This window comes from Micromonospora sp. NPDC023956, assembly GCF_040639195.1.
Classification (GTDB): domain Bacteria; phylum Actinomycetota; class Actinomycetes; order Mycobacteriales; family Micromonosporaceae; genus Micromonospora.
This window is the reverse complement of record NZ_JBEZZN010000003.1, coordinates 141898-166567: the sequence shown is the minus strand read 5'-3', so window position 1 is coordinate 166567 and position 24670 is coordinate 141898. Positions and strand designations below refer to the sequence as shown.

The following is a 24670-nucleotide window of genomic DNA, read 5'->3' as shown; positions in this document are numbered from 1 at the left end:
CGACGGCGCCCGATTCCGGGCGCCGTCGGCGATCGTCACGGTCGGGGTGCGCGCCCACCAGCGCGAACGGCGCGGATCCCCGCATCCCCGACGAGGGCCGACTCAGGCCGCCGCGAGCGCCCCGTCCGAGGAGAGGACCAGGCCGACGCTGGCGGCGCCGGTCTTCAGGGCGTTCTTGGTCTGCGGGCCGGCGGCGTCCAGGGAGCTGAACGAACCAGCCTTGAAGTTGTAGACCTCGACCAGGCCGGCCTGGCACTTCGGCCGCTGCGGGCACTCCGGCGGACCGGCGAGCACCGTGTCGGCACCGGAGCACTTCTCGGCGAGCTGGGTGAGGGTGGTCACCCCGTACTTGTCGGAGAAGGCCTTGGTGACCGCGAAGGCGTTCTGGTCCTGGGCGGCCGAGGGGGTGCCGAAGGTGAGGCCGGCCTTCTCCCCGGCGGCCCGGAGCGCGGCGACGGTCTTCTCCAGGTCCGGCGAGGAGACCGGCGGGGCGTCCTTGCCGTTGGCCTTGGTGTTGAGGAACTCGGCCAGCGTCGCGGCGTACTCCGGGACCACCTGGATCTCGCCCTTCTCCAGGGCCGGCTCGTACAGTTCCCGGCTGCCGATCTGCTGCACCTTCACCTGGTAACCGGCGGCGGTCAGCACGATCCGGTACAGCTCGCCGAGGGTCTGGTTCTCGCTGAAGTTGGCCGCCCCGACCACGAGCGGGCCACCGGGCCCCTTGGCGATGCCGTCGGTCAGGTTGTTCGCCGTGGCGAACTCCTCGGCCGCCGCCTTCGGGGTCTTGCGGTCCACGTCGACGGCCTTGTTGAGCGCGATCAGCTTCGGCGTGTCGAGCGCCGCCGAGACCTTGTCGAGTGCCGCGACGAGCTGCGGGTTCGCCACCTTCGCGTTGATCGCCGGAAGGACGTTGTCGGTGTTCTGGAGCTTCTTGTCGTCGTCGAGGACGATCAGTTGCTCACCGGCGACCGGGGCGCAGCCCGCACCGGAGGAACCCGCCTCCGGAGCTTCGGTACCGGAGGAACCAGCGTCACCGCAACCGGTGAGGAGTCCGGCCGCGGCGAGTGCGCCAACCGCGCCGATCGCCAGTCGAGTACGTGCGCGCATCATCAGCCCGCCTCCTGTGTCCCGGCGCGACCCGTCCGGGCCGGCCGCGTGTCCGACGGGCGATCGTCCTGCCGCCCGTGCTTCTCCGCGAGTCCGTCCCGCGCGAGAGTTCCACGAGCCATTCTCGCGGATTCACGCGAGGCGCACTCGCAGAAGTTCCACGAAACACTTTCGGCGGCGCAGGGACAACCCACGCGGCGGACTTTGTCGCCGGATCGTCACCCGTCGACCGGGCGGACGCCCTGCCGGGTGCCGGGACGGGTCAGCTGCCGGCCACGGCGCTCGCCGCGCGGCGTCCGGCCCCGCGTCGGGCGCGCCGCAGGGGGCGCGGGGTGACCAGCCGTTCGACCAGGGCCAGCAGCAACTCGACCAGGATCGCCAGTCCGGCCACCAGCAGGCCACCGGCGAGGATCTGCCCACCGCCGGCCGCGATGTCCAGGCCGAAGCCGGCCCGGATGATCTGGCCGAGCCCGCCCCCGTTGACGAAGGAGGCGAGGGCGGCGGTGGCGACCACCTGGACGGCGGCGGTCCGGAACCCGGCCGCGAGGTACGGCACCGCCAGCGGCAGTTCCACCCCGCGCAGCACCTGCCACCCGGAGAAGCCCATGCCCCGGGCCGCGTCACGGGCCTCCGGGTCCGCCTGCCGGATGCCGGTGTACGCGTTCGCCAGCAGCGGCGGCACGGCGAAGACGGCCAACGCGACCACCACCGCCGGCTGCCCGAAGCCGAGGAAGGTCAACGGCAGGATGGTCAGCAGGGCGAGCGTCGGCACGGCGAGCGTCACGTTGGAGACGAGCACCACCAGACCGCCGCCCCGACCGGTGTGCCCGAGCCAGAAGCCGATCGGCCAGGCCACCAGGCAACCGAGGACGACGGCCGCCGCCGACATGGTCAGGTGCTCCCCGAGCCGGTCCAGCACGCCCCCGGGGTTGGTCCAGTTCAGCGGGTCGTTCAGCCAGCGCACCGCCTCGTCGATCGCGCTCATCGGGTGGTCCTCCGCAGCCAGGGGGTGAGCAGCCGGCCGACCCCGGCCAGCACCAGGTCGAGCACGAGCGCCAGCAGCACGCAGAGCAGGGTGCCGGTCATGATCTGCGCCTTGTAGAAGTTGTTCTGGAAGCCGCCGAAGATCAGCTGGCCCAGCCCGCCGCGACCGACCACCACGCCCACCGTCACCAGCGCGACCGTGGAGACGGTGGCGAGTCGCAGTCCGGTGAGGATGCCGGGCAGCGCGAGCGGCAGCTCCACCCGGAACAGTCGCCCCCACCGTCCGTACCCCATGCCCTGTGCGGCCTCCCGGACCTCCGGTGGCACCTGGTTGAGCCCGGCCACCGCGTTACGCACGATGACCAGCAACGCGTAGAGCACCACCACGCTGAGGACGGTCACCGCCCCGATTCCGAGGTACGGCGCGAGGAAGGCGAACAGCGCCAGGGACGGGATCGTGTAGAGCACTCCGGTCAGTGCGAGAATCGGGCCGGTGAGCGGCCGGAACCAGTACGCTGCCACGGCCAGTGGCAGGGCCACCAGCGCGGCGATCACCACCGCGCGGGCGGTCAGCGAGACGTGCTCCCCCAGCGCGGCGGCAATGGTGTCGGAGTTGTCCCGCACGTACTGCCAGGAGAACCACGGGTTACCCGGATCGGCCCGGTAGCTCAGGCGGAAGGACATGCGTGGACGTTACCCCGGACCCCGTTCCCGTCGTCGACCGCGCGACCGGCCCGGCCGGCGGCGCCGCGTCGATCACCCTGGACGGGATCGGCAAGCGCTACCCCGGCGGCACCGAGGCGGTACGTGACCTGAGCCTGGAGGTGCGGGCCGGCGAACTCGTCGTGCTGATCGGTCCCTCGGGCTGCGGAAAGTCGACCGTGCTCCGGATGATCAACCGGCTGGTCGAACCGACCTCCGGCCGGGTCCTCCTCGGCGACGACGACGTCACCCGGGTCGACCCGGTGACGCTACGCCGCCGGATCGGCTACGTGATCCAGAACGTCGGACTCTTCCCGCACCAGACCGTCCGCACCAACGTCGGCACGGTCCCCCGGCTGCTCGGCTGGTCGAAGGAGCGCAGCCGCCGCCGGGTCGACGAACTGCTGGAGCTGGTCGGGCTCGACCCGGCGCAGTTCGGCGGTCGCTACCCGCACGAGCTCTCCGGTGGGCAGCGGCAGCGGGTCGGGGTGGCCCGGGCGCTCGCCGCCGATCCGGTGGTGCTGCTGATGGACGAGCCGTTCTCCGCCGTGGACCCGATCGTGCGGACCCGGTTGCAGGAGGAGTTCCTCCGGTTGCAGGCCGAGGTGCGCAAGACCATCGTGCTGGTCACTCACGACCTGGACGAGGCGGTCCGGCTCGGCGACCGGATCGCGGTGCTCTCCGAGGGCGGCCGGTTGGAGCAGTACGACACCCCGGCCGCGGTGTTGGGCGGGCCGGCGTCGGACTTCGTCCGCGACTTCGTCGGGGCCGACCGGGGCATCCGCCGGCTGGCGGTCACCCCGCTCACCCGTGACACGCTGCGACCGCTGACCGACACGGACACCGCCGACCTGCCCCGGATCCGGTTGGGCGGCTCGGCGTACGACGCGCTGGCCGTCCTGCTGACCTCGGCCACGGACCGGGCGGTGGTGGTCGACGACGACGGGCCGGTCGGCGTGCTGAGCCGCCAGCACCTGCTGGACCTGGGTCGACCGGAGCGGTGACCGGCCACCCGCGCAGCGGGCCACCGGCCACTCAGGCCCGCTGCGCAGGCCCCTCCGCCGCTCCAGCCCCCGCCGCTCAAGCCCCCGCCGCTCAAGCCCCCGCCGCTCAGACCCGTCGCGCGCTCACGCCCGACCGCGGCCCAAGGCCACCGGCTGCTCAGGCCCGGCCGCCCAGGCTGGCGACGCCGATGATCCAGCCGGCGAAGAAGCCGTAGGCGGCCCCGGTGCCGGCGGCCTGCACCGCCACGAACAGCGAGGAGTCCGCCCCGAACAGGGCGCTGAGCAGCGCCGCGAATCCGGCCGCGAAGACGTACGCGCCCCAACCGGAGAAGAGCTGACTGAACAGCCCCGCCGCCGGGGCGGTCTGCGGTCCGGGCAGCAGGTAGAGCAGGATCGCGGCCAGGACGACCACCAGCAGCGCCCGCAGCCCGTCGGTGAAGAGCGTCTCGACCGGACGGTCCGAATCGAACCGCCAGCTCGGCCAGGCGAGCAGGCGCAGGAACCACCCGGAGGCGGAGTTCGGGTCCGTGCTGTCCCCGGCCCACCGGACGTACGCGGGACTCCCGCAGACCCCCACGAGGACGAGTGCGGCGAGGGTGCCGGTGCCCGTCGCCGTGCTCCGGCGACGGTCGACCCCGGCCCGGCTGGTCAACGGCATGCCCCGACCAGTTCCCGGCCGACCGGGACGGGCAAACCTGAGGACCGGTCGCTTCAGGCGCGCGGGTCGGTTCAGTGCTTCATCAGGTAGTCGACGAAGGCGGCCCGCAGCAGCGGCGCGGACTCCTCGTAACCGTGGCCGGTCAGCTCCCGCCACAGCGCCGCCGCCTCCTCGATCGTCGGCCCGACCGAGTTGGGCGCGCCGTCGAGCACCGCCGCCTCGTCGGCGTTCGGCAGATGCCGCAGGACGGACCAGAAGAACGCGACGTCCCGACGCTCCCTGGCCAGGGCGAACGCCTGTTCGCGAAGCTCCTCGGTGGAGAGCGCGTCCAACTCGGCGAAGGAACGGCCACCCGGCCCCGGCGACGATGATTCGGTCATGCGGCGAGCGTAACCGGCGAGATCAGCATCGGCCCGTCGAGTCGGTCACCGGGAGTCACCCCGCCAGCGGTCCTGCCCGCCGTCCCAGCGCCCCCACGGGTCGACCGGCTCCTCGGTGGTGGGGGCCGGCAGCACCGGTGGCCAGGGACCGCCGTCGGCGCTCGGCAGGGTCCAGCCCGAACTGGTCGTCGGGTCCCCGCCCAGGCCGGGATCGGGCGGTTCACCGGTCGCCGGCCGTGGTCGGCCGTACGTCTCGACCATGCGGGTGACGACCAGGCCGACGGCGAGCGCCAGCCCGGCCACCGCCCAGCGGCTGATCTCGTGTCCGGCCGCGTCGACGTACGCACAGAAGAGGCCGACCAGGACGACCACCAGCATCGTCCCGCTCACCCCGCCACGCCGGCCGAAGGCGCTCGTCCCGCCGAGCAGGGCCATGCCGACGCCGAGCGCCGTCCAGTCCAGGCCGGGTTCGGGCACGACCCGATCGGAGCCGTTCGCGGCGAACAGCACACCGGCCAGCATCGCCAGCACCGTGGAGCCGATCAGTGCACCGGCGGTGACCAGGGCGGCCACCGTACCCCGGCGACGCGCCGGATCCTCGACCGGCCGGAAGCGGCCCACCAGCCCGCGCACCGGCCGGATCGTGCCGAACAGGCCACCGAGGACGGCGACCGCCAGGAAGCCGGCGAAGAGGTGGTAGGCGTTGTGTCGGGGGTCGTAGTGCGCCTGGACCAGTACCGGCACCTGCCGGCGCTCGATGTACACCACCAGCCCGGCCGCGGCGGACAGGCTGGCCGCCCAGGCGGGCACGTGCAGCACCACCACGAACACCGCCAGGACCAGCCCGCCGAGGACGGCCGCCACCACGGCCGGCACGACGGCCTCGGTCAGCCCCCGGTCGCCCTGCTCGGCGAAGTGCAGGGCGGCGGCCACCGCGACCGGACCGATGGCGAGGTTCGGGGCGGCGGTCCGCAGGCTCAGCCCGGCCGCGAGGGCGAGCAGGCCGAGCCCGACCACGCCCACCAGAAGTTCCCGCAGCCCGTCGCCGCGCAGGGCCTGCGGGTCCTGGAGCCAGAGCAGCAGGCCGAGGGCGGCCACCGTGCCGGCGAGAGCGGACTCCCAGGCCACGTGCACGGCGACCCGGTCGGGACCGGGCTCGCCCGGCGGCGTTTCGGGGATGACGGCGGTGGCGGCCGGTCCGGACTGGTCCCGATCGACGGACTCGCCCCGGCCCGGCTCGTCGTACCCCATTGACGCACGCCTCCCACGGTCGCCGACCGGCCCGGCCCGACGCAGGACGGAGCGCGTGGACCGGCGTCGGCCTTGACTACCCGGTCGCTGGCACCGTACCCGCGCCCGGGCGAAGACGTAACCCCGCGATCAATGCGTGTGCCGGTTCGCCCGGTCGTCGGGCTCCCGTTCGTCGTCCGGCCGCTCGGGCACCCGGCAGGCGCGCTCCAGCCAGAGAGCCGCCGCGACCAGCGCCAACGAAGCGGTCAGGCCGGCCAGGGCGGCCGGGCGGTCCTCGGTCGCCGCCCGGGTGTTCTCCAGGAAGAGCCAACCGGCAAGTCCGGCACAGAACCCGGCGAAGATCGCGCCGGCCAGCGCGGACGCCTTCGCCAGCACCACGAACCGGGCCACCATGAGCGGGTTGACCGGATCCCGGCCGGGCCTGCGCTCGATCCGGCCCCTGGTGTTGACCGCCGCGTACCCCTCCAGCACGGCGAGCCCGGCCAGGGTGACCACCGGCAGCCAGGGCAGCTCCGGCAGGGAGCCGTAGAGGAAGCTGACCAGCAGCCAGGCCAGCGCCGCGGCGGCGAGTCCGGCCACCAGGAGGGTGGCGGGTCGGGTCGGGCCCATCCGGTCCCGGTCGGGTGCCGGCCGGCGCGGGGGTGGGGACTGTGGCACGGTCATGCTGCCCGGCTCCGCTGGGTCATGCCGTCGACTCTAACGTCAGATCCGGTCGGGCACGCAGTTCCAGGGCGTCCCCGGCGACCGGCTCGGCGGTGAGCAGGTCGGTGAGCCAGCCGTGTCCCGGCAGCCGCCCGTACGGCTGGATGTCGATCCACGGGCGCAGCACGAACGCCCGCAGGTGGGCGCGGGGGTGGGGCAGGGTCAGGTCGGGGTCGTCGGAGAGCACCGGCTCGCCGGCGTCGTCCCAGACGGCCACCACGTCGACGTCGAGGGTGCGGGGCCCGAACCGGCGCTGCGGGTCACGGACGCGCCCGGCCGTCCGCTCGGCGTCCCGGGCCCGCTCCAGCCAGTCCCGCGCGGTGGCGTCCGGATCCTCGGCCAGCAGCACCGCGTTCAGGTACGCCGGCTGCTCGGTGTCCCCCCAGGGCGGGGTCTCGTACACCCCGGAGACCACCCGGACCGCCGCGCCGAGGCGGACCACGGCGGCCCGCAGGTTTGCCGGCCGGTCGCCGAGGTTGCTGCCCAGGGAGAGCACGGCCCGGGTCACCGGGACCGGGCCCGGGTCATGGTCACCGCCACGTCGGTGAAGGTGTGCGGTACCGGCGCCTCGGGCTTGTGCACGGTCACCGTGGCGGCGGTGACCCGGGGGTCGGCCAGGCAGACGTCGAGCAGCCGGTCGGCGAGCGTCTCGATCAGGTTGACCGGCTCGCCGGTGACCACGGCGACCAGCCGACCGGCCAACTCGCCGTAGTGGACGGTGTCGGTCACCGCGTCGGAGCGGGCCGCCGGGGCGAGGTCGAGTTCGAGGACGGTGTCCACCACGAACTCCTGGCCCTGCTCCCGCTCGAAGTCGTAGACGCCGTGCCGGCCCCGGGCCCGCAGCCCGGTCAGCGTGATCCGGTCACTCATGCCGCTCCTTCTTTCCGCACGTCCGTGTCGACCGCGCCGTCCGGCCCGTTGCGCGTCGGTGGGGCCAGTCGGGGCCGGCCGCTCGCCCGCCAGACGGCGAGCGCGTCGACCGTGCCCCGAACGTCGTGCACCCGGACCCCCCAGGCGCCGGCGGCCACCGCGAGGACGCTGGTGGCGATGGTCGCCGCCTCCCGGCCGCCGGTCGGCCGGGGCTCACCGCCCGGCCCGGCCAGCAGCCGGCCGAGGTAGGACTTCCGGCTCGCGCCGAAGAGCAGCGGGAACCCGAGGGTCAGCAGCTCGGACAGGCGGGCGGTGAGTTCCCAGTTGTGGGCGGCCGTCTTGGCGAAGCCGAGGCCGGGGTCGACGATGATCCGGTCCGCCGCCACCCCGGCCCGCAGCGCGTCCTCGACGCGTTCGGCCAGTTCGGCCCGGACGTCGGCCACCACGTCGGTATAGGTGGCCAGGGCGGGCATGTCGCGGGAGTGACCGCGCCAGTGCATCAGCACCCAGGGGCAGCCGGCGTCCCGCACCACGCGGGCCATGTCCGGGTCGGCCAGGCCCCCGGAGACGTCGTTGACCACGGCGGCGCCGACGGCCAGCGCGGCCTCGGCGACCCGGGCCCGGGTGGTGTCGATGCTGACCGGCACTCCGGCGGCGGCGAGCTCCCGGACCACCGGCAGCACCCGGGCCGTCTCGGTGGCCGCGTCCACCCGGTCCGCGCCGGGGCGGGTCGACTCGCCACCCACGTCGATCACGTGCGCCCCGATCGCGTGCAGCAGCACCCCGTGCCGGACGGCGGCGTCGACGTCGGCGTACCGGCCGCCGTCGGAGAAGGAGTCGGGCGTGACGTTCAGGACGCCCATCACGACCGGGCCGTCCGCCCCTACCAGATCGGTCACCGCTGCACCGTACCCGCCACGCCGGGAGGCAGGGACGGGCCGGGCCCGCTTCCGCACGCCCCTGACGAGGACATTGGAACAGGTGTACGATCGGGCGTCCGGGCCGAAGCGGGCACACTCTTCGCCGCTTGTTCCAAAGAGGGGCGGCCCGTACGCTTTGGAATTGCTTCGGCACTGAGGCGACCGAAGCCCGGAGGGAGGATCAAAGCGGGGAAATCCGCCCAAATCCTGCCACCTAGCGTGGCGGGGCACGGACGCAGCGTCAGTGACGACGCGTCCGGAACACCCAGTCCCATCAGGTTCACCCGAGTACCGCAGCGGCTCCGCCGGCCGCGCCATGGGGAGGTTTCCAGTGATCGCCACAGAGCTCGTGGACACGGTGTCGACAGCTGTCGCCCCGATGTTTCACGCCCTGGCGTCGACCCCGCTCGCCGAGCCGGCCCCCAAGGGGATCAACACCGACGGTGTCGTCTCCTTCTTCGCCAGCAAGATCGCGCCCATCCTCCTCGCCGTGCTGGGCGTCATCTTCATCGGCCGGGCCAGCCGGGGTGAGATCTCGAAGGTGCTGACCAGCTCGGCCATCGCCATCGTCGGGCTCGCCTTCATCGCCGGCGCCGCCACGCTCTTCTTCGTCGGTGACTACCTGATCGAACTGATCTTCGAATAGGCGCGGGCACAAGATGCGGCTGCGCACCGACGACGACATCTACCGGGCTCGCCTGGTCTACCTCGGCCCGCCCGGATACACCCTTCCCGTTCACCTGCCGTACGCGCAGTACGGCCTCTTCATGCTGCTCGTCCCCCTCTACATGTTCATCCACTGGTTGTTCACGCTGAAGGTCGAGCTCTTCCCGGCCTGGGAGATCGCGCTCGCCATCGTGACGACCTCGTTCATCTTCCGGTACGTCGACCCGGACCGGCCGGCGCGCATGGTGATCCGCACCGCGCTGACCGACTGGCGGCGTACCCGGGAGCCGGCCGCCGAACTGCGCGACCCGCGCCTGGTCGGCAGCCGGATCAGGATCCGGGAGGAGCTGGCATGACCGGGCGTACGCCGATCAGACGGTCGAGTGATCCGGGTGAGGCGATCGAATGAACCGCTCGTCGACGCCGGGGCAGCCGCACCCGGCAGCACATCAGAGCGGCCCGCACGGTCACCGTGCGCGCTCGTTCGACTACCCGTCGGAGGAGCAGTCCGGCGAGGTGAGTCTCGACCCCGCCCTGGCCGCCAGCCCCGGACACGGCGGCGTGGGGGTCTTCCAGGCCCCCCGGCCGGTTCGGGGCCGACCGACGCCGCCCGCCGGGGAGAGCGCCCCGCCGCACCCCACCCCGGAGAGCCCGGACATCGACTCCCCCTTCCTGGACCTCTTCGGCGGCACCCGGCCGGGTGCCCGGCAGCCCCTGACACCGCTGCGGCGTCCCGGGCGCGACCCGTTGCCCATCCCGCACCAGCCCACCGCCCCGCCTGTCGAGCCGGCCGCGCCCCGGGCCACCCCACCGACGGTGGAGCCGCCGCGGCCTGCCCCGGCACCGCCCCGCACCCGGGCCGTCCCGGTCGACGAGACGCCCGTGCCGGCCCCACCGGTCGCGCCGGCGCCCGAACCCGAACCGCCCGCCCCGGTGGCGGCGCTGACCCCACCCGAGTCGCCCGCGGGGCTGCCGCGCGTGCCGGAACAGCCGACCGAGCGCCTTCCCGTCGCCCGGCCGCTGGCGGAGCCGGCCCCGGCCGCCGCGCCGATGGCCGACGCCGACGGGGAGACGGCGTCGAGTCACCGTCGGGTCCCGCCCCGGCAGCGTTCCGCCGAGGGGCGGCGGGAGAAGTCGGCCAAGCCGATCAAGCCCACCCGCATCCGGCCTCCGAAGATCAAGTTCGGGGACCGGGATCCCTCCGTCGAGCTGGCCATCACCGAGATCGCCGGGCACCTGACCTTCACTCCGAACACGGTCACCGCGTGGTACTGGCTCCCCGAGGTGCGTTGGGCGTTCCGGCCCGACGCCGAACGGGAGGCCCTGCTCTCGGCGATCTCCGAGCAGTACGCCGGTCTCGCCGGATTCCGGCTGCACCTGCGCCGCACCACCCGGCCGTTCCCGGCCGACGAGTGGGCCCGCACCATCGACTCGTACACCCCGGCCCCGCTGCCGGACGTGCCCGGCACCCCGGCCTGGGCCGACCACCTGGTCGCCGCGCAACGGCACCTGCTCTCGGTCAACCACGCGGAGGGGCAGACGTATCTCGGGGTGACCTTCGCCCGCCGGTCGCTCGGCGACTCGCTGACCGAACGCCTGCTGCGCACCTTCGGTCGCGGCACCGCCGATGGCGAGCGACGCAAGCTGGGCCGGACGGTGGAGCAGTTCGACGAGGTGCTCGCCGCGTTCGGCATGCGCGGTCGACGTGTCACCGCCCAGGAACTGGAGTGGCTGCTCTACCGCTCCGTGGCGCTCTGCATGGCACCGCCCGGGTCGCTCTCCCCGGTCACCAACGGACACTGGGAACGCGGTGACCTGCTCGCCCTGACCGAGCAGGTGGAGCGGTACCGCACCCCGTACGGCTCCACGGTGAAGCTGGTCAACCGGATGACCGGCGAGGAACGGCACGTCGCCGTGCTCGCGGTCGGCCGGATGGAACCGCTGGAGATCCCCGAGAAGCACGAGCCGTGGCTGCACTTCCACGAGCGGCTGCCCTGGCCGATGGAGATCTCCACCCGGGTCGACATCCTCGGCTCCGGCGACTCCTTCCGTAACCTCGAACACCGGCTGCGGATGATCCGCTCCCAGCAGCTCGACTACGCCGAGCACGGCATCGACGCCCCACCCGAGCTGGAACGACTCGCCAAGCGCGCCCTGGTGATCGGCGACGAGATGACCACCGGCCTGCCGGTGGACTCGGCTCGGGCGCACGGCTGGCACCGGATCGCCGTCGGCGGCCGGACCCGGGAGGAGTGCCTCGAGCGGGCCCGCCGGCTGATCCAGCTCTACTCGCGCGAGCTGCGCATCTCGCTCCAGCACCCGAAGAACCAGGACTGGCTGGCCCGCGAGTTCATCCCGGGCGAGCCGATCGCCAACACCGGGTACGTCCGCCGGATGCCGGTCAACCTGCTCGCCGCCGCCCTGCCACAGGCCGCCTCCACGGTCGGCGACCGGCGCGGCGACCTGATCGGACGGACCGCCGGCACCTGCCGCCGACCGGTCTTCCTCGACATGCACTTCCCGATGGAGGTGCGGGAACGCTCCGGGCTGGCCGTCTTCGTCGCCGAGCCGGGTGGTGGCAAGTCGACCCTGCTGGGCGCCCTCGGCTACCTCGCCGCCCGACGGGGCGTCCAGGTGACCCTGCTCGACCCGTCCGGCCCGCTGGCCCGGCTCTGCAACATGCCCGAGCTGCGGCCGTACTCCCGGGTGCTCAACCTGACCGGGTCGGAGCACGGCACGCTCGCGCCGTACTCGCTGATCCCCACCCCGCTGCGGACGGAGTTCGCCACCGGGCCGGCGGGTGACCGGGAGTTCGAGATCGCGGTCTCCAACGCCCGGGCCGAGCGGCGCATGCTGGTGCAGGACATCTGCATGATGCTGGTGCCGCCGCAGGTGGCCCGGGAGGCGTCCACCGCCACCCTGTTCCGGCACGCGGTCCGGCAGGTACCGGCCGAGGAGACGTCCACCCTGGACGACGTGGTCGCCTGCCTCGGGCAGCTCGACGACGACGCCGGCAAGGAGCTGGCGAACCTCCTCCTGGACACCGCCGAGATGCCACTGGCCCTGCTCTTCTTCGGCCGCCCGCCGGAGGGCCTGCTCGGTGCCGACGCCGCCCTCACCGTCATCACCATGGCCGGACTGCGCCTCCCCGACCTCAAGATCGAGCGTGAGTACTGGTCGGCCGAGGAGTCGCTGGCCCTACCGATGCTGCACACCGCGCACCGGCTCGCGGTCCGCCGCTGCTACGGCGGCTCGATGTCCTCACGGAAGCTGGTCGGTCTGGACGAGGCCCACTTCATGGAAGGCTGGCGCTCCGGCCGGTCGTTCCTGGTCCGGCTCGCCCGGGACTCCCGGAAGTGGAACCTCGCCGCGCTGGTCGCCTCGCAGAACCCCCGCGACATCCTCGGGCTGGACGTGCAGAACCTCGTCTCCACCGTCTTCGTGGGCCGGATCGCCGAGGACGCCGAGATCGCGTCCGAGGCGCTACGACTGCTCCGGGTGCCGGTCGACGACGGCTACGAGGCGACCCTGGCCTCCCTGTCCGCCGCCGACGCGTCGTCGGCCACCCGGCTCGGGTTCCGGGAGTTCGTCATGCGCGACGTCGACGGCCGGGTGCAGAAGGTCCGGGTGGACGTCTCGTACGTCGACGGGCTGCTGGAGCACCTCGACACCACCCCCACGGCGGTCGCCACGAACGCCGCGAACCTACCGAGCATCCTCTCTGACCTGGAGGCGTGACATGGTGGCGAGGGCCCCGGCACGGATCGCGGCACTCCTCCTCGCCGTCGGCGTACTCGCGGTGGGCACGATCATCTGGCCTGCCGTCGGCGCGACAGCGGCACCACCCCCGGCGACCCAGGCCCGGGCGGACCTCTGCACCACTCCGGAGTGGCAGGCCGACTTCCGCGCCTGCGTGGCGAAACTGGAGAACGTCAGCGAGGACACGGTCAAGTGCCGTAACGCTCCGACACCCGGCACGCCGGACTCGGGGCTGGCCGGGTGGTTCGCCGGCCGGCCGGAGTCCTCCACGCAACCCGGGCCGCAGGGGCTCTACAGCGACTACGGATACGCCGGTTACAGCTTCAACACCTACGACATCGACACCGGCTGCGCGTCGTCCGTGCTCCACCCGGATTACCGGTTCACCACCATGGTGGCGAACGGCGAGTTCATGCTAGCCAATGCGATCATCGGGGCGTCGAACGCGCTGCGTGAGCGGGCTTGGGAACCCCGCTCGATGTGGGGCTGGGCCGATCCGCTGGTGGAACAGGCCACCAAGGCCGTCTACCAGAAGGTGTTCAGCGTCTTCGGCATCGTCACCCTCTGCGTGGTCGGGCTCTACCTGCTCTGGCGGTCCCGCCAGTCCGACATGAGCAACGCGATGACCACGGCCGGTTGGGCGCTGCTGGTCATGGTCACGGTGACCGCACTGGCCGCCTGGCCGGTGAAGTCGGCCAATATCGCCGACGGCACCCTGGTGACGACACTTGGGGTGGTCCATGACGCGGTGGGCCCTGCGGCGAAGGATACTCCTCCGGACAAGTGCGATGATCCCAATCCGGAAGCCTGCAAGGACAACCGTCCGCCTGCGGTGCGGGCCAGTGACACGGCGACCGAGTCGCTCCTCTACCGCAACTGGCTGCGCGGCATTCTCGGGTCGGCCGACAGTGAGACCGCCAAGAAATACGGGCAGGCGCTCTACGACGCCAAGTCGCTCTCCTGGGAAGAAGCCGAGAAGCTTCGGCAGAATCCCGCGACGCGGGAAGCCACCATCGACGCCAAGCAACAGCAGTGGGCCCGGGTAGCCGAGCAAATCAAGAAGGAAGACCCGGAGGCGTACGAGTACCTCCAGGGGGTCCGCGACATGGACCGGGTGGGTGCGGGCTTCATCGCGGTGCTCGCCGCCGTTCTCTTCGCGATGTTCGACCTGATCGCTTCCCTGCTGGTTCTCCTCGGCTTCCTGCTCTTCCGGTGGGCGGTGATCGCGGCGCCGATCCTCGGCACCATCGGTCTGATGCGTCCGGCGAGTGCCGGCCTGCGACGGCTCGGCAACGCGGTCGTCGCGGCGGTGTTCAACATCGCCATCTTCGGCACCGGGGCGGCCATCTACCTCCTCGCACTCGACCTGATCATGAGCACTCCCACGCTCCCGGGCTGGCTCCAGGTGGTGCTGGTCTGGCTCTGCGGTGTGGTCGGCTGGCTGCTGCTGCGCCCCTACCGGCGGATCACCCAGCTCGGTGGGAAGGAGAGCAGCGAGGCGGCCGGGTCGGGTGGTTCCTGGCACCGCCGGTTCTTCCGCGACATGCGTACGGCCGCCCGGATGGAGGAGGCCGAGGCCGGCGAGCGGGGGGTGCCGGCATCGGGCCGGAAACGGGGAGCAGTGGTGGAGCAGACCCGTCTCCGACCGGAGTCACGTCGGGAGGACCCGGCACACGCCCCGGCGCGCCCCGAGACCCTGACGGTCGCCGGAACGGAACCACGACCACGGCCGGATGGGCGCGAACGCGCGGACGAGACGGTGGTGCAGGACGAGCCGCGCCGCACGGGACGGCCCACGCCGCCGCGTCCCCGCCGCCAGCCGACGACCTGGACGGAACCGGACGCACCAGAGGAAAATCCGTCCTTCGTGATCTACCGGCCCGCCTCGACGGAGCGCATCTCCGCTCCCACCCCGCAGGCTCCCCGGGTGCGCACCGAGGCGAGGTGAGGACGGTGCGACGGGCGATCGAGTTTCTCCTCACCCGGGTCCTCAAGTCCCGGCTCGGCGTGGCGCTGGGCATCGGCGTGCTGGTCCTCGGGGTCATCGGAGCGGCGCGGTTGGTCTCCGGCCCGGTTGACCCGTCCGCTGGCCTCAGCAACCGGCCGGAAAGACCGATCACGACGGTGGACCCGGAGGCGGGGGACGACGGGGTGATCGCCACGGCCGCACCGCCCTCCCCGGTCACCCGCCCCGGCGCTGCGAAGCCGGAGAAGGTCGCGGAGCGTTTCGTCGGAGTCTGGCTCGGCGGTCGCGGCAAGACGAGCGACGAGTGGCTGGCGACGATCCGGCCGCTCGCCACGCCCGCCCTGGCCGAGAAGATGGCCGGGGCGGACCCGGCCGGAGTACCGGCGGGGCGAACCACGGGTCCGACCACCCTCCGGCTACGGACCGAATCGTTCGTCGAGGCGCTGGTCCCCCTGGACTCCGGGCAGTTGCGGCTGGAACTCGTGGCACCGGAGGGACGCTGGCTGGTTGACGTGGTGGACTGGGAGCGGGCATGAACGACACGACCCGGAAGGCCCTACCCGGACGGCAGGTCCGCGTCGGGGCGCTGGCAGCGGCATTGACCGCGGCGATGGCCCTGCTCTGCTGCACCGGGGGCGCCGGGGCGTTCCTCCTCACCGAACTCGGCGGCGAACCCGATCAGATGATCAATGCGGCGGCGTTGGACTGCGGTACGGAGAACACCGTCAACGTGACCGGGGACATGCCCCGGTTCAGCAAGTACGGCGAGCGTCAGCTCCGTAACGCGGCCATCATCATCAAGGTCGGGCAGGACATGAAGCTACCCCCACGGGCCTGGGTGATCGCCGTCGCCACCGCCATGCAGGAGTCCGGCCTGCGCAACCTGGCCAACAGCACGGTGGCGGCGTCCAAGGACATCCCGCACGAGGGAATCGGTTGGGATCACGACTCGGTGGGCCTGTTCCAGCAACGTCCCGGGTGGGGCTCGGTCCGGCAGCGGATGGACCCGTCCTACGCGGCCCGGAAGTTCTACGAGAAGCTGGTCAAGGTCGGCAACTGGCAGCAGCTGCCGTTGACGGTGGCGGCCCAGAAGGTACAGATCAGCGCCTTCCCGGACGCGTACGGCAAACACGAGGAACTTGCCAGCAGGATCGTGGACGCGCTGGCTGGCGGGGCCGCCCGCACGGTCCAGATCTCCGGAAGGAAGGTCTGCGACGCAGCGGCCGGCGGGAAGATCGCCGCGTCGGGTTGGACCGCCCCCATTCCCGGCAGGGTCGGATCGGGCTTCCGTACGGCAGAACGTCCCCGGCACAACGGCGTGGACATGGCCGCTCCCAAGGAAACCAAGATCCGTGCCGCCGCCAGTGGTCGAGTCATGATCGCCAAATGCGACCCCGACGACCGAGGGCGGCTCAGCTGCGACGAGGACGGCTGGCCGAACAAGGGTGGCTGTGGCTGGTTCGTCGACATGCTGCACGCCGGTGGTTACGTCACCCGCTACTGCCACATGCTCCACAAGCCCCTTGTCGTTCCCGGCCAGATGGTCAAGGCGGGCGAGGTTATCGGAGTGGTGGGCAGCAGTGGTAACTCCTCCGGCCCGCACCTGCACTACGAGGTACACGTCAACGAGGATCGAAGCAGCAACGGAGCCATCAATCCAGTGCCGTTCATGAAGGAACGCGGTGCCCCGCTTGATGGCTCGGCGTGAAGCGTCTCAACCGATGACCAGTCCGCTCCCGGACCCGTTCGCCGGTCAACCCGACTGGGCGCCGCTTCCGCCCCGGCCGGTCCGCTTGGTGCCCGCGAGCGGCCTGGTCGACCTGCGCGGGCGGCGGGTCGTGATCGGGCTGCCGGGTACGGGCTGGCGCGGGGACCTACGGGGCGATCAGCGCGTGGTGCAGAACAGCCGGACGTACGTTCCGGTGCTTCCCGAGAACGAGTGGTACCGGGCCGAGTCCGAGCAGGTGGAGGTGTTTGCGCCGCTGGTCCCGGTGGACCGGGTCTGGGTGGAGACCCTGGGGACCCGACCCGTAGTCGGCACCGGGCAGGAACCGGCGCCACGTCTGGTCTCCCTGGACGCACCGTCACCCCGGCCACCGACTCCGGTCTTCGAGGCCGATACGGTGACCGGCCGCCGGGTCGTCCACGTCGTCGGTCCGACAGAGCATCGTGACCTGCGCGCCGTCACCGAGCCCTACTCCGGCCCCGACGGGGACATCTGCGTCCGGGTGACCGCCGAACTGGACTGGTACCGCTGGGCCTGGCGCGGTCAGCCCCCGACCACTCTCGAGGTGCCCGCCCACCTGCTCTGGATCGAGTAGCCAGATCAGCCGACCTTCGCCGCGCCGCACACGCGCCATTCGTTCTTCTCATCGATAACAGCGAACTGCCAGCTCTCTCGGCGGCTGCTACGCGGAGTGCCATCCGAAAAGCTCGCCACGGTCAACGTTGTAGAAACACTCTCGCCGCCGTCTGCTTCGGTTCGGGTCAAGGCTCCCCAGGTGACCCGAACCACCACGTCGAACTCGGTCTCCCGCCTTTGTATTTCATGACGCAGGTCGCGCAGGCCACTCAGACTCTCTCCTTCGCCGCAGGTGAACAAATCGGCTCGGGCGTCGTTGCGATCCACGAGGAAGGCGCGCAGATAGTTGTCCACCACGACATCGGGGGCACTACGGTCGGGAGCGCTGGCGCGGCTGTAGAGGATGTAGACGGTGACGGCTGCGCTGAGGCAGAGCACGGTGAGCACGACGCCCGCCACCGTCAGGACCGTCCGCAGCCGACGGCGCGGCGGCACCGGAACCGGCGGGGCAGGAGATGGTGCCAGGTCCTCCTGCGGGGTCCGCTGCGCCGGTACGCGGGACACCTGGGAACCGGCGGGGGGCTGCACTGATTCCACCCCCTGAGGCTATCGGCTGGACGCCTCGTACCCAATGCCCCCGAAGTCGCCGATCTCCGCCTGTGTCGTCCCGCTTCGTCGGATCGACCCGGTTCGCACTCTCCCCGGCCGCACCGCCGTCGCACCTCCCGGCCCGCCGCCCCGACCTGGGATACCGTCTCTGCTCGGGGAGGTTCTACCGCCCTTGGAAAGAGAGGTGGACGGGTGGTCGAGATCAAGGGTCCCACCAGCCGTGCCGCCGCCCTGCACCGACGGGCCGCCGCTACCACGACCGCCGCCGCCGCCATTCTGGACGACACGCGGCCGGTCCCCGCCGACCAGCGTCGACAGTACGAGTTGGCCGACCGGCTCCGTCGGGCGGCCGAGGTGTTGGCGCCGGGCTGGGCGGGCGCCGCGCTGGAGTCACTCACTGTGGACCTGCCGCCCGGTGACGGGGTACCCACCTTCGTCCGGGTCGGTACCGCCGCCCCGCTGGACGACGCGCGCTTTCCCGCTCTGGTGCCCCTGCCGGGCACCGGTCACCTGGTCATCGACACCGACGCTCGGGACCAGCGGGTCGCCGGTCTTCTCCGTGCCGTACTGCTCCGGCTGCTCGCGGCCTCGCCCGCCGGCTCCCTGCTGGTACGCGCGGTCGACGGCGTCGCCGGGACAGTTCCCGACCCCGCGGTCGACCCCATCAGCGGAACAGCGTCCCACGGGTCCGCCGCGGCATCCACCGCAGCGCTCCCGGACAACCCGGTGCGCGGGGCGACCGGAGTGTCGTCCGGCCCGGTGGTGGAGCGGCGGGCCGGTCGTCCACACGCCGACACGAGGACCGGGCCAACGGCCCACCTGCCCACCGGCGACGCCGTCCCGGTGCCTGCCGAGCGGGCCGGCGGCGGCACGCCGACGTCGGCGGGAACCTCCGACGGCAGCAGCACCCGTGCCGAGCCGGCCGGCGACGGTGCCACGGCACCCACCGCCTCCGGCGGGCGGGTGGGCCCGGCCGGCTCCGACGGGGTCGGCACGCTCCCCGAGGAAACCGGCGGGACCTTCGCCGGTTTCACCCCGCTCGCCGACGCCGGTCTGCTGCCTCCGCCCGCGACGGATCCCACCGGCCTGCGGGCGGTGCTCAGCGAGGCCGAGCAGTGGGTGGCCTCCGGTACCGCCCGGCAGCGCCGGCACGACCGCACCATGCTGCTGGTGATCGCCGCCCTGCCTGCCGGCGTCGAGCCGAACGACCTGGCGCGGATCGAGGCCCTGGCGAGGTGCGGTCACCGGGCCGGTCTGCACCTGGTCGTCGCCGGCTGGCCGTTGTCGACGGCCGGCAACCCACCACCGGCGGGTGCCACCACCCACCCCGACCGGGACGGTACGCGACCGCGTGCGCGCGGTCCGGCCGCCGAGGGCGGTACCGACCTGCCCCGCCGCCACACCGCTCCCTCCCCGGACGGAGCCGCTCCCCGCACCGGGCCGCCGGCACTGCCGTACGCGACGGAGATCGCGATCCGCAACGCGTACGCCCTGCTGGGCGACCCGCCCGGCACCTCGTTCGCCGGCCCCGGCGCGGAGCCGCCAACGGGGTTGAACGCCCCGATTCTCGTCGAGGAGGACCCGCCGGTCGAGTTGGTCGAGGCGGTCTGCCGCCGGCTGGCCCGCCGGGTGGCCGCCGGTGCCCAGCTCACACTCGCCACCCTCCTGCCGCCCGCCGACACGCCCCGCTGGGCGGCGAGTTCCGCGACCGGCCTCGCCACGGTGGTGGGTGATGCGGACGGGCGGGCGGTGACCCTCGGCCTCACCGAGCTGACCCCGCACTGGTTGATCAGCGGAAGGCTGGGCAGCGGACGGCCGGACTTCCTGACCAACGTGCTGTTCGGCCTGGCCGCCCGGTACGGGCCGGACGAGCTGATCCTGCACCTGGTGGACCTGGCCGACGGCGACTCGTTCACCGAGTTCCTCCCGACGCGGCGGGACCGCTCGTGGGTGCCACAGGTCGCGACGGCCGCGCTCGCGGCCGACCGGGAGTACGTGCAGGCCCTCTTCGGCCATCTGGAAGCGGAACTGCGCCGGCGCGAGGAGGCGGGGCACCGCGCCGGTGGGCAGCGCTTCGGTGAACTGCGCCAGCACCAACCCCTGCCCCGGATCGTCTGCGTGATCGACAACGTCCCGCTGCTGTTCCGGGACGGCCAGCCCGGACACCGGCCGGGGCAGCGAGACCGGCTCGGCACCGAGCTGGCCGGGCGGTTGGAGAACCTGGCCCGCGCCGGTCGGGCGTACGGGATCCACCTGGTCCTCGCCGGGGAGGGTGACCTCGGTCTCGGCGCCGGGGCCGCCTCCCGCGACTCGGTGCTCGGCCAGTTCCCGGTGCGGGTGGCGTTGCCGGGGGGCGGTGCGGTGCTGGAGCCGACCAACGACGCCGGTGCCGGTCTGGCGGTGGGCAGCGCGGTGGTCAACACCGCGGGCGGGCTCGGTGGGCCGCGCGGTGCCACCCGGGGGCACGAGCGGATGGTGCGGTTCCCCGATCCGCTCGACGATCCGGCGGCGCTCGCCGCGCTGCGGCGTGACCTCTGGGGGGCCCGGCCCGCCGGCGCGTCCCCGCCGGTGGTCTTCGCCGGGTACGCCCGTCCGGTGCTGCGCAACGACCCGTGCCACCGGGCTGCCGAGGCCGGCCGGGCCCGTACCCCGGCGGCACTGCTCGGTCGGGCGGTGGACGTGTCCCGGACGACGGCGTCGGTGCCGCTCGTCCGGGCGCCCGGCCGGAACCTGGTGGTACTCGGCACCGGTCCGGAGTCCACCTCGCTGCTGTCCACCGCCGCCCGGAGCGTCGCCGCGCACCACCCGTCGGGCGGTGCGCGGTTCGTCGTCGCCACCCTGACCAGGAGCGCGGGGGACGTCGCCGCCGCGCTCGCCGCCGAGCTGGCCGGGCGGCACACCGTCGAGACGGTCGACCTGTCCGGCCTGCTCACGATCCTGGGCGACGACCGCCCCGGCTACCTGGTGTTGTTCGGCGCGGACGGCCCGGGCGGCGTGCCGGACGGGGCGCTCCGTACCCTGCTGCGGGACGGCCCACCGGCCGGACGTCACGTGCTGGGCTGGTGGCGTTCGGCGTCGGCACTCGGGGCACTGCTCGACCCGGGGGACGGCATCGACACGGTCGCGTCGTTGGTGGTGACCGACGTGCCCGCCAACCAGCTGACGCCGATCGTCGGCCGAACGGTGCAGTGGTCGCCCCGCCCCGGGCGGGCGTTGCTCTGGGACGGGGTCGGACCGGGCACGGTCCTGGTGCCGTTCGCCGGCGATGCGGAGGAGGAGGCGGGATGACGGAGGTCAGGCACGCGCCGACCCAGCGGGTCACGCCGGAGGAGTCGGCACCGTCCGATCCGGTCGCCGCCGCGTGGACCGAGTACCGCGCCGCCGCCCGGCAGCTCGACGGGATACGCCGGGGCGCGGCCACCGCAGCCGGCGCGCAGGCCCGCTCGGTCCAGGGTGCCCGCGAGGAACTGGCCACGGTACGGGCCCGTCTGGCCGCACAGCAGTCCCGCCTCCGTGAGCGGGGCGTACCGGCGATGGCGCTGGTGCCGTCACCACCGGAGGTGACGGTGGCGGCCCGGTCGATGGCGGCCGGTCCGGCGGCGGTGCAGGCGGCGCTGCGGACGGCCCGGGAGTGCGCGGACGCGGCCGACGGCGTGCTGGACGCCCGCGGGTGGACGGCGGTGGCCGGGGTGTGGCGCGGGTCCCGGCCGGAAGGCTGGCCGGTCCGGCTGCGGAACCTCCTGGTCTACGGGCCGGTGGCGCTGCTGGTGCCGGTGCTCCAGGTCGCTCTGGTGCTGACCGGGTCGGGAGCCCGGACCGTGCTGGCGTTGCTGGTCGGCCTGTTGCTGCCGGCGGTGGCGTTCGTGGTGGGCCGGGCCGGCGTGGGCCGGTTGTTCCGGCCGGGCCCGGACGGCCAGCTGGACCGTACTCCTCGCTTCGGGGTGCTGGTGTGCGGGATCCCGGCGGCGCTGGGCACCGCCGGGATCCTGGTGGCCGTACTGGCCGGCTGATTCGTACCGCCGCCCTCGGGTCAGCGGATGATCAGGGCCATCGCCTCGGCGCGGGACTTCGCGTCGCGCTGGAGGGTGCCGCGCACCGCCGAGGTGATCGTCTCGGCGCCGGATTTCTGGATGCCCCGCATCGCCATGCACATGTGCTCGCACTCCAGCACCACGATGACGCCGCGCGGGGCGAGCCGTTCCATCAGCAGGTCGGCAATCTGCGAGGTGAGCCGTTCCTGCACCTGCGGACGGCGGGCGAAGACCTCGACCAGCCGGGCCAGCTTCGACAGTCCGGTGATCCGGCCGTCGGGGCCGGGAATGTAGCCGATGTGCGCGCTGCCCCGGAAGGGGAGCAGGTGGTGTTCGCAGAGGCTCATCACGTCGATGTTCCGGACGAGCACCAACTCCTCGTGGTTGGCCTCGAAGGTGGTGGTGAGCACCTGCTTCGGGTCGACCCGGAGGCCGGCGAAGAGTTCCGCGTAGGCGCGGGCGACGCGGGCCGGCGTCTGGAGCAGCCCGTCGCGGTCGGGGTCCTCCCCGACCGCGATCAGGATCTCGCGTACCGCCCGCTCGATCCGGCCGAGGTCGACGGCGTTCTCCACCGGACGTCCGGTCAGTTTGCCGTTGATCAGCCGGGCGGCGAGGTAGTCCAGGGCGTCGTCGTCGGGCTCGGTGGACGAGGCGGCCAGCACAGGATCGCCCTGGCTGGCCGCCGGTTCGCGCGGGTTCAGTGGGTACCGTCCGAGCTGTTCGCGGTGCCACCGAGGTTGTTCGGGGAGATGCCGCCGCCGACCCCGGCCCCGACCCCGTCCGCCTCGGCCTGCGCCTTCAGCGCCTCCTGCTCGGCAGGGGTGAGCACCGGCGGATCGGTGGAGGGCTGCCGCTTGCCGAAGCCGTTGTACGGGGCCATCGGCGGACGCTTCACCACCCGGTGACAGATCCGGGCCATGTCGGCGGTGGAGAGGGTCTCCTTCTCGATCAACTCGAGGACCATGGCGTCCAGGACGTCCCGGTACTCGACCAGGATCTCCCAGGCCTCGTCGTGCGCCAGCTCGATCAGCGCCCGCATCTCGCTGTCGATCTCGGCGGCCACCGAGTCCGAGTAGTCCCGCTCGTGGCCCATGTTGCGGCCGAGGAACGGCTCGTCGCCGCTGGTGCCGTACTTGATGGCGCCGAGCTTCGAACTCATGCCGTACTGCGTGATCATCGCGCGGGCGAGCTGGGTGGCCTTCTCGATGTCGTTGCCGGCACCGGTGGTCGGCTCGTGGAAGACCAGCTCCTCGGCGGCCCGGCCACCGAGCGCGTAGGCGAGCGTGTCGATCATCTCGGCCCGGGTCTGGGTGTACTTGTCCTCGGTGGGGAGCACCAGGGTGTGCCCCAGCGTCCGGCCACGGGACAGGATGGTCACCTTGTGCACCGGGGCGGCGTGCGGCAGCGCCCAGGCGACCAGCGCGTGTCCACCCTCGTGGTACGCGGTGATCTTCTTCTCCTGGTCACCCATCACCCGGGTCCGCCGCTGCGGGCCGGCGATGACCCGGTCGATCGACTCCTCGAGCGAGTCGTTGGTGATCGCCCGCTGCTCCTTGCGCGCGGTGAGCAGGGCGGCCTCGTTGATGACGTTGGCCAGGTCGGCGCCGCTGAAGCCGGGGGTCCGGCGGGCGACCGAGTCGAGGTCGACGTCGGGCGTGAACGGCTTGCCCTTGGCGTGCACCCGGAGGATCGCCTTGCGCCCCTCCATGTCGGGCGCGTCCACCGGGATCTGCCGGTCGAACCGGCCCGGGCGCAGCAGCGCCGGGTCGAGGATGTCCGGCCGGTTGGTGGCGGCGATCAGGATGACCCCGCCCTTGGTGTCGAAGCCGTCCATCTCCACGAGGAGCTGGTTCAGCGTCTGCTCGCGCTCGTCGTGGCCACCGCCCATGCCGGCGCCCCGGTGCCGGCCGACCGCGTCGATCTCGTCGACGAAGACGATCGCCGGGGCGTTCGCCTTGGCCTGCTCGAAGAGGTCACGGACCCGGCTGGCACCGACACCGACGAACATCTCGACGAAGTCCGAGCCGGAGATCGAGTAGAACGGGACTCCGGCCTCACCGGCGACGGCGCGGGCGAGCAGCGTCTTGCCCGTACCGGGCGGGCCGAAGAGGAGCACGCCCTTCGGGATCTTGGCGCCGAGGGCCTGGTACTTCGCCGGGTTCTGCAGGAAGTCCTTGATCTCGTGCAGCTCCTCGACGGCCTCCTCGGCCCCGGCCACGTCAGCGAAGGTGGTCTTCGGCGTGTCCTTGGTGATCATCTTCGCCTTGGACTTGCCGAAGTTGAGCACCCGGGAGCCGCCACCCTGCATCTGCGACATGAAGAAGAGCAGCAGGAGCACGAGCAGGGCGATCGGCAACAGGTTCACCAGCAGCGTGACGAGGACGCTGTCCGACGAGACCTCGGTGTCGGCCGGGCCGGTGATCCGGTTGGCCGCCTTGGCCGCGAGGACCTGCTCCCAGACCCGGTCGCCGACCTCGTACGGGAACTGCGCCTCGATCTTGTCGGTGGTGGTGTCACCGAACTTGGCCTTGTCCTTCAGGTCGATCTGGAGCGTCTGCTCCTTGTCCTGGAAGACGACCTTGTCGATCTGCGCGGTGTTGAGCCGGTCGAGTGCGACCGACGTGTCGACCTTGTGGTAGCTCGGTCCACCTGTGAACAACTGACTGAGCAGAATCGCGCCGGCGATCACCAGGATGATCCAGACCACCGGGCGGCGGAAGAAACGCGTACGTTCCATACTGTTGTCGAGCGCCGAGGCG

Annotated in this window: 23 protein-coding genes; 10 read left to right on the top strand and 13 right to left on the bottom strand. The window is 72.6% G+C overall.

From position 1 onward, the window contains the following. Window positions 1-102: 102 nt before the first annotated feature. The 3 genes from AB0F58_RS06940 to AB0F58_RS06930 all read right to left on the bottom strand — a co-directional run bounded on the left by AB0F58_RS06940 (window position 103) and on the right by AB0F58_RS06930 (window position 2775). Window positions 103-1110, bottom strand: coding sequence for a glycine betaine ABC transporter substrate-binding protein (locus AB0F58_RS06940; RefSeq protein ID WP_357139111.1), 1008 nt, complete (start codon window positions 1108-1110; stop codon window positions 103-105). A gap of 259 nt (window positions 1111-1369) precedes the next feature. Then, window positions 1370-2092 (bottom strand): ABC transporter permease subunit, encoded by a 723-nt coding sequence (locus tag AB0F58_RS06935; protein ID WP_357139109.1) that lies wholly within the window; start codon window positions 2090-2092, stop codon window positions 1370-1372. After that, entirely contained in the window at window positions 2089-2775 is a 687-nt protein-coding gene (locus AB0F58_RS06930) for an ABC transporter permease (protein ID WP_357139106.1), read from the bottom strand. The genes AB0F58_RS06935 and AB0F58_RS06930 overlap by 4 nt, the downstream gene beginning before the upstream one ends. 2 nt (window positions 2776-2777) lie before the next feature. Between AB0F58_RS06930 and AB0F58_RS06925 the strand changes: the two genes are divergently transcribed. Beyond that, window positions 2778-3797 (top strand): ATP-binding cassette domain-containing protein, encoded by a 1020-nt coding sequence (locus AB0F58_RS06925; RefSeq protein WP_357139103.1) that lies wholly within the window; start codon window positions 2778-2780, stop codon window positions 3795-3797. A gap of 157 nt (window positions 3798-3954) precedes the next feature. On the opposite strand, the gene AB0F58_RS06920 is transcribed toward AB0F58_RS06925, so the two are convergent. The 7 genes from AB0F58_RS06920 to folP form a co-directional block, all read right to left on the bottom strand. Continuing rightward, complete coding sequence (locus AB0F58_RS06920) at window positions 3955-4455, bottom strand: hypothetical protein (protein ID WP_357139100.1); 501 nt, start codon at window positions 4453-4455, stop codon at window positions 3955-3957. A gap of 71 nt (window positions 4456-4526) precedes the next feature. Further along, complete coding sequence (locus AB0F58_RS06915) at window positions 4527-4835, bottom strand: hypothetical protein (RefSeq protein WP_357139098.1); 309 nt, start codon at window positions 4833-4835, stop codon at window positions 4527-4529. Window positions 4836-4880: 45 nt separating this feature from the next. Beyond that, a complete protein-coding gene (locus tag AB0F58_RS06910; protein WP_357139096.1) occupies window positions 4881-6086 on the bottom strand; it encodes an ABC transporter permease in 1206 nt (401 codons plus the stop codon). A 129-nt stretch (window positions 6087-6215) separates the two neighbouring features. Further along, window positions 6216-6749, bottom strand: a complete 534-nt coding sequence (locus AB0F58_RS06905) for a DUF3180 domain-containing protein (RefSeq protein WP_357139094.1) — start codon at window positions 6747-6749, stop codon at window positions 6216-6218. Between the two features lie 19 nt (window positions 6750-6768). Beyond that, on the bottom strand, window positions 6769-7296 hold the full coding sequence (gene folK / locus AB0F58_RS06900) for a 2-amino-4-hydroxy-6-hydroxymethyldihydropteridine diphosphokinase (RefSeq protein WP_357139092.1): 528 nt from the start codon (window positions 7294-7296) through the stop codon (window positions 6769-6771). After that, the gene (gene folB, locus AB0F58_RS06895) at window positions 7293-7658 is read right to left on the bottom strand and encodes a dihydroneopterin aldolase (RefSeq protein WP_357139089.1); all 366 of its coding nucleotides are present in this window, start codon (window positions 7656-7658) and stop codon (window positions 7293-7295) included. Before folB ends, folK begins: the two co-directional genes overlap by 4 nt. Further along, a complete protein-coding gene (gene folP, locus AB0F58_RS06890; RefSeq protein ID WP_357139086.1) occupies window positions 7655-8557 on the bottom strand; it encodes a dihydropteroate synthase in 903 nt (300 codons plus the stop codon). Before folP ends, folB begins: the two co-directional genes overlap by 4 nt. Window positions 8558-8909: 352 nt before the next feature. Here folP and AB0F58_RS06885 point away from each other — a divergent pair, with 352 nt between their 5' ends. Genes AB0F58_RS06885 through AB0F58_RS06855 form a run of 7 tightly spaced genes read left to right on the top strand, consistent with a single transcriptional unit; the run spans window position 8910 to window position 17290 of the window. Further along, window positions 8910-9224, top strand: coding sequence for a hypothetical protein (locus AB0F58_RS06885; protein WP_357139084.1), 315 nt, complete (start codon window positions 8910-8912; stop codon window positions 9222-9224). Window positions 9225-9237: 13 nt separating this feature from the next. After that, complete coding sequence (locus AB0F58_RS06880) at window positions 9238-9600, top strand: hypothetical protein (protein WP_091649219.1); 363 nt, start codon at window positions 9238-9240, stop codon at window positions 9598-9600. A gap of 49 nt (window positions 9601-9649) precedes the next feature. Further along, complete coding sequence (locus AB0F58_RS06875) at window positions 9650-12982, top strand: ATP-binding protein (protein ID WP_357139080.1); 3333 nt, start codon at window positions 9650-9652, stop codon at window positions 12980-12982. Window position 12983: 1 nt separating this feature from the next. Next, window positions 12984-14951, top strand: coding sequence for an MFS transporter (locus tag AB0F58_RS06870; RefSeq protein WP_357139078.1), 1968 nt, complete (start codon window positions 12984-12986; stop codon window positions 14949-14951). Further along, on the top strand, window positions 14948-15505 hold the full coding sequence (locus AB0F58_RS06865) for a hypothetical protein (protein ID WP_357139075.1): 558 nt from the start codon (window positions 14948-14950) through the stop codon (window positions 15503-15505). Before AB0F58_RS06870 ends, AB0F58_RS06865 begins: the two co-directional genes overlap by 4 nt. Beyond that, entirely contained in the window at window positions 15502-16677 is a 1176-nt protein-coding gene (locus AB0F58_RS06860) for a M23 family metallopeptidase (protein ID WP_357139072.1), read from the top strand. Before AB0F58_RS06865 ends, AB0F58_RS06860 begins: the two co-directional genes overlap by 4 nt. 13 nt (window positions 16678-16690) lie before the next feature. Continuing rightward, window positions 16691-17290 carry a hypothetical protein gene (locus tag AB0F58_RS06855; protein WP_357139069.1) on the top strand — a complete coding sequence of 200 codons (600 nt, stop codon included), beginning with the start codon at window positions 16691-16693 and terminating at the stop codon, window positions 17288-17290. 5 nt (window positions 17291-17295) lie between these two features. Here AB0F58_RS06855 and AB0F58_RS06850 read toward each other — a convergent pair whose 3' ends face one another. Continuing rightward, window positions 17296-17859 carry a hypothetical protein gene (locus AB0F58_RS06850; protein WP_357140377.1) on the bottom strand — a complete coding sequence of 188 codons (564 nt, stop codon included), beginning with the start codon at window positions 17857-17859 and terminating at the stop codon, window positions 17296-17298. Window positions 17860-18072: 213 nt separating this feature from the next. On the opposite strand from AB0F58_RS06850, the gene AB0F58_RS06845 reads away from it, so the two are divergent. Both AB0F58_RS06845 and AB0F58_RS06840 read left to right on the top strand, forming a co-directional pair. After that, on the top strand, window positions 18073-21168 hold the full coding sequence (locus AB0F58_RS06845; protein WP_357139066.1) for an FtsK/SpoIIIE domain-containing protein: 3096 nt from the start codon (window positions 18073-18075) through the stop codon (window positions 21166-21168). Beyond that, window positions 21165-21890, top strand: a complete 726-nt coding sequence (locus tag AB0F58_RS06840; protein WP_357139063.1) for a hypothetical protein — start codon at window positions 21165-21167, stop codon at window positions 21888-21890. The genes AB0F58_RS06845 and AB0F58_RS06840 overlap by 4 nt, the downstream gene beginning before the upstream one ends. 20 nt (window positions 21891-21910) lie before the next feature. Here the strand turns inward: AB0F58_RS06840 and folE are convergent, their stop codons facing one another. Together folE and ftsH are read right to left on the bottom strand one after the other, a co-directional pair. Then, complete coding sequence (gene folE / locus AB0F58_RS06835) at window positions 21911-22570, bottom strand: GTP cyclohydrolase I FolE (RefSeq protein ID WP_357140375.1); 660 nt, start codon at window positions 22568-22570, stop codon at window positions 21911-21913. Between the two features lie 38 nt (window positions 22571-22608). Continuing rightward, window positions 22609-24648, bottom strand: a complete 2040-nt coding sequence (gene ftsH, locus AB0F58_RS06830) for an ATP-dependent zinc metalloprotease FtsH (RefSeq protein WP_357139061.1) — start codon at window positions 24646-24648, stop codon at window positions 22609-22611. Window positions 24649-24670 lie beyond the last annotated feature (22 nt).

Excerpts from the sequence above, each read along its gene's own strand:
- AB0F58_RS06940 (WP_357139111.1), bottom strand. The coding sequence starts at position 1,110 with ATGATGCGCGCACGTACTCGACTGGCGATCGGCGCGGTTGGCGCACTC.
- AB0F58_RS06935 (WP_357139109.1), bottom strand. The coding sequence starts at position 2,092 with ATGAGCGCGATCGACGAGGCGGTGCGCTGGCTGAACGACCCGCTGAAC.
- AB0F58_RS06930 (WP_357139106.1), bottom strand. The coding sequence starts at position 2,775 with ATGTCCTTCCGCCTGAGCTACCGGGCCGATCCGGGTAACCCGTGGTTC.
- AB0F58_RS06920 (WP_357139100.1), bottom strand. The coding sequence starts at position 4,455 with ATGCCGTTGACCAGCCGGGCCGGGGTCGACCGTCGCCGGAGCACGGCG.
- AB0F58_RS06915 (WP_357139098.1), bottom strand. The coding sequence starts at position 4,835 with ATGACCGAATCATCGTCGCCGGGGCCGGGTGGCCGTTCCTTCGCCGAG.
- AB0F58_RS06910 (WP_357139096.1), bottom strand. The coding sequence starts at position 6,086 with ATGGGGTACGACGAGCCGGGCCGGGGCGAGTCCGTCGATCGGGACCAG.
- AB0F58_RS06905 (WP_357139094.1), bottom strand. The coding sequence starts at position 6,749 with ATGACCGTGCCACAGTCCCCACCCCCGCGCCGGCCGGCACCCGACCGG.
- folB (WP_357139089.1), bottom strand. The coding sequence starts at position 7,658 with ATGAGTGACCGGATCACGCTGACCGGGCTGCGGGCCCGGGGCCGGCAC.
- AB0F58_RS06880 (WP_091649219.1), top strand. The coding sequence starts at position 9,238 with ATGCGGCTGCGCACCGACGACGACATCTACCGGGCTCGCCTGGTCTAC.
- AB0F58_RS06875 (WP_357139080.1), top strand. The coding sequence starts at position 9,650 with ATGAACCGCTCGTCGACGCCGGGGCAGCCGCACCCGGCAGCACATCAG.
- AB0F58_RS06870 (WP_357139078.1), top strand. The coding sequence starts at position 12,984 with ATGGTGGCGAGGGCCCCGGCACGGATCGCGGCACTCCTCCTCGCCGTC.
- AB0F58_RS06860 (WP_357139072.1), top strand. The coding sequence starts at position 15,502 with ATGAACGACACGACCCGGAAGGCCCTACCCGGACGGCAGGTCCGCGTC.
- AB0F58_RS06855 (WP_357139069.1), top strand. The coding sequence starts at position 16,691 with ATGACCAGTCCGCTCCCGGACCCGTTCGCCGGTCAACCCGACTGGGCG.
- AB0F58_RS06840 (WP_357139063.1), top strand. The coding sequence starts at position 21,165 with ATGACGGAGGTCAGGCACGCGCCGACCCAGCGGGTCACGCCGGAGGAG.
- ftsH (WP_357139061.1), bottom strand. The coding sequence starts at position 24,648 with ATGGAACGTACGCGTTTCTTCCGCCGCCCGGTGGTCTGGATCATCCTG.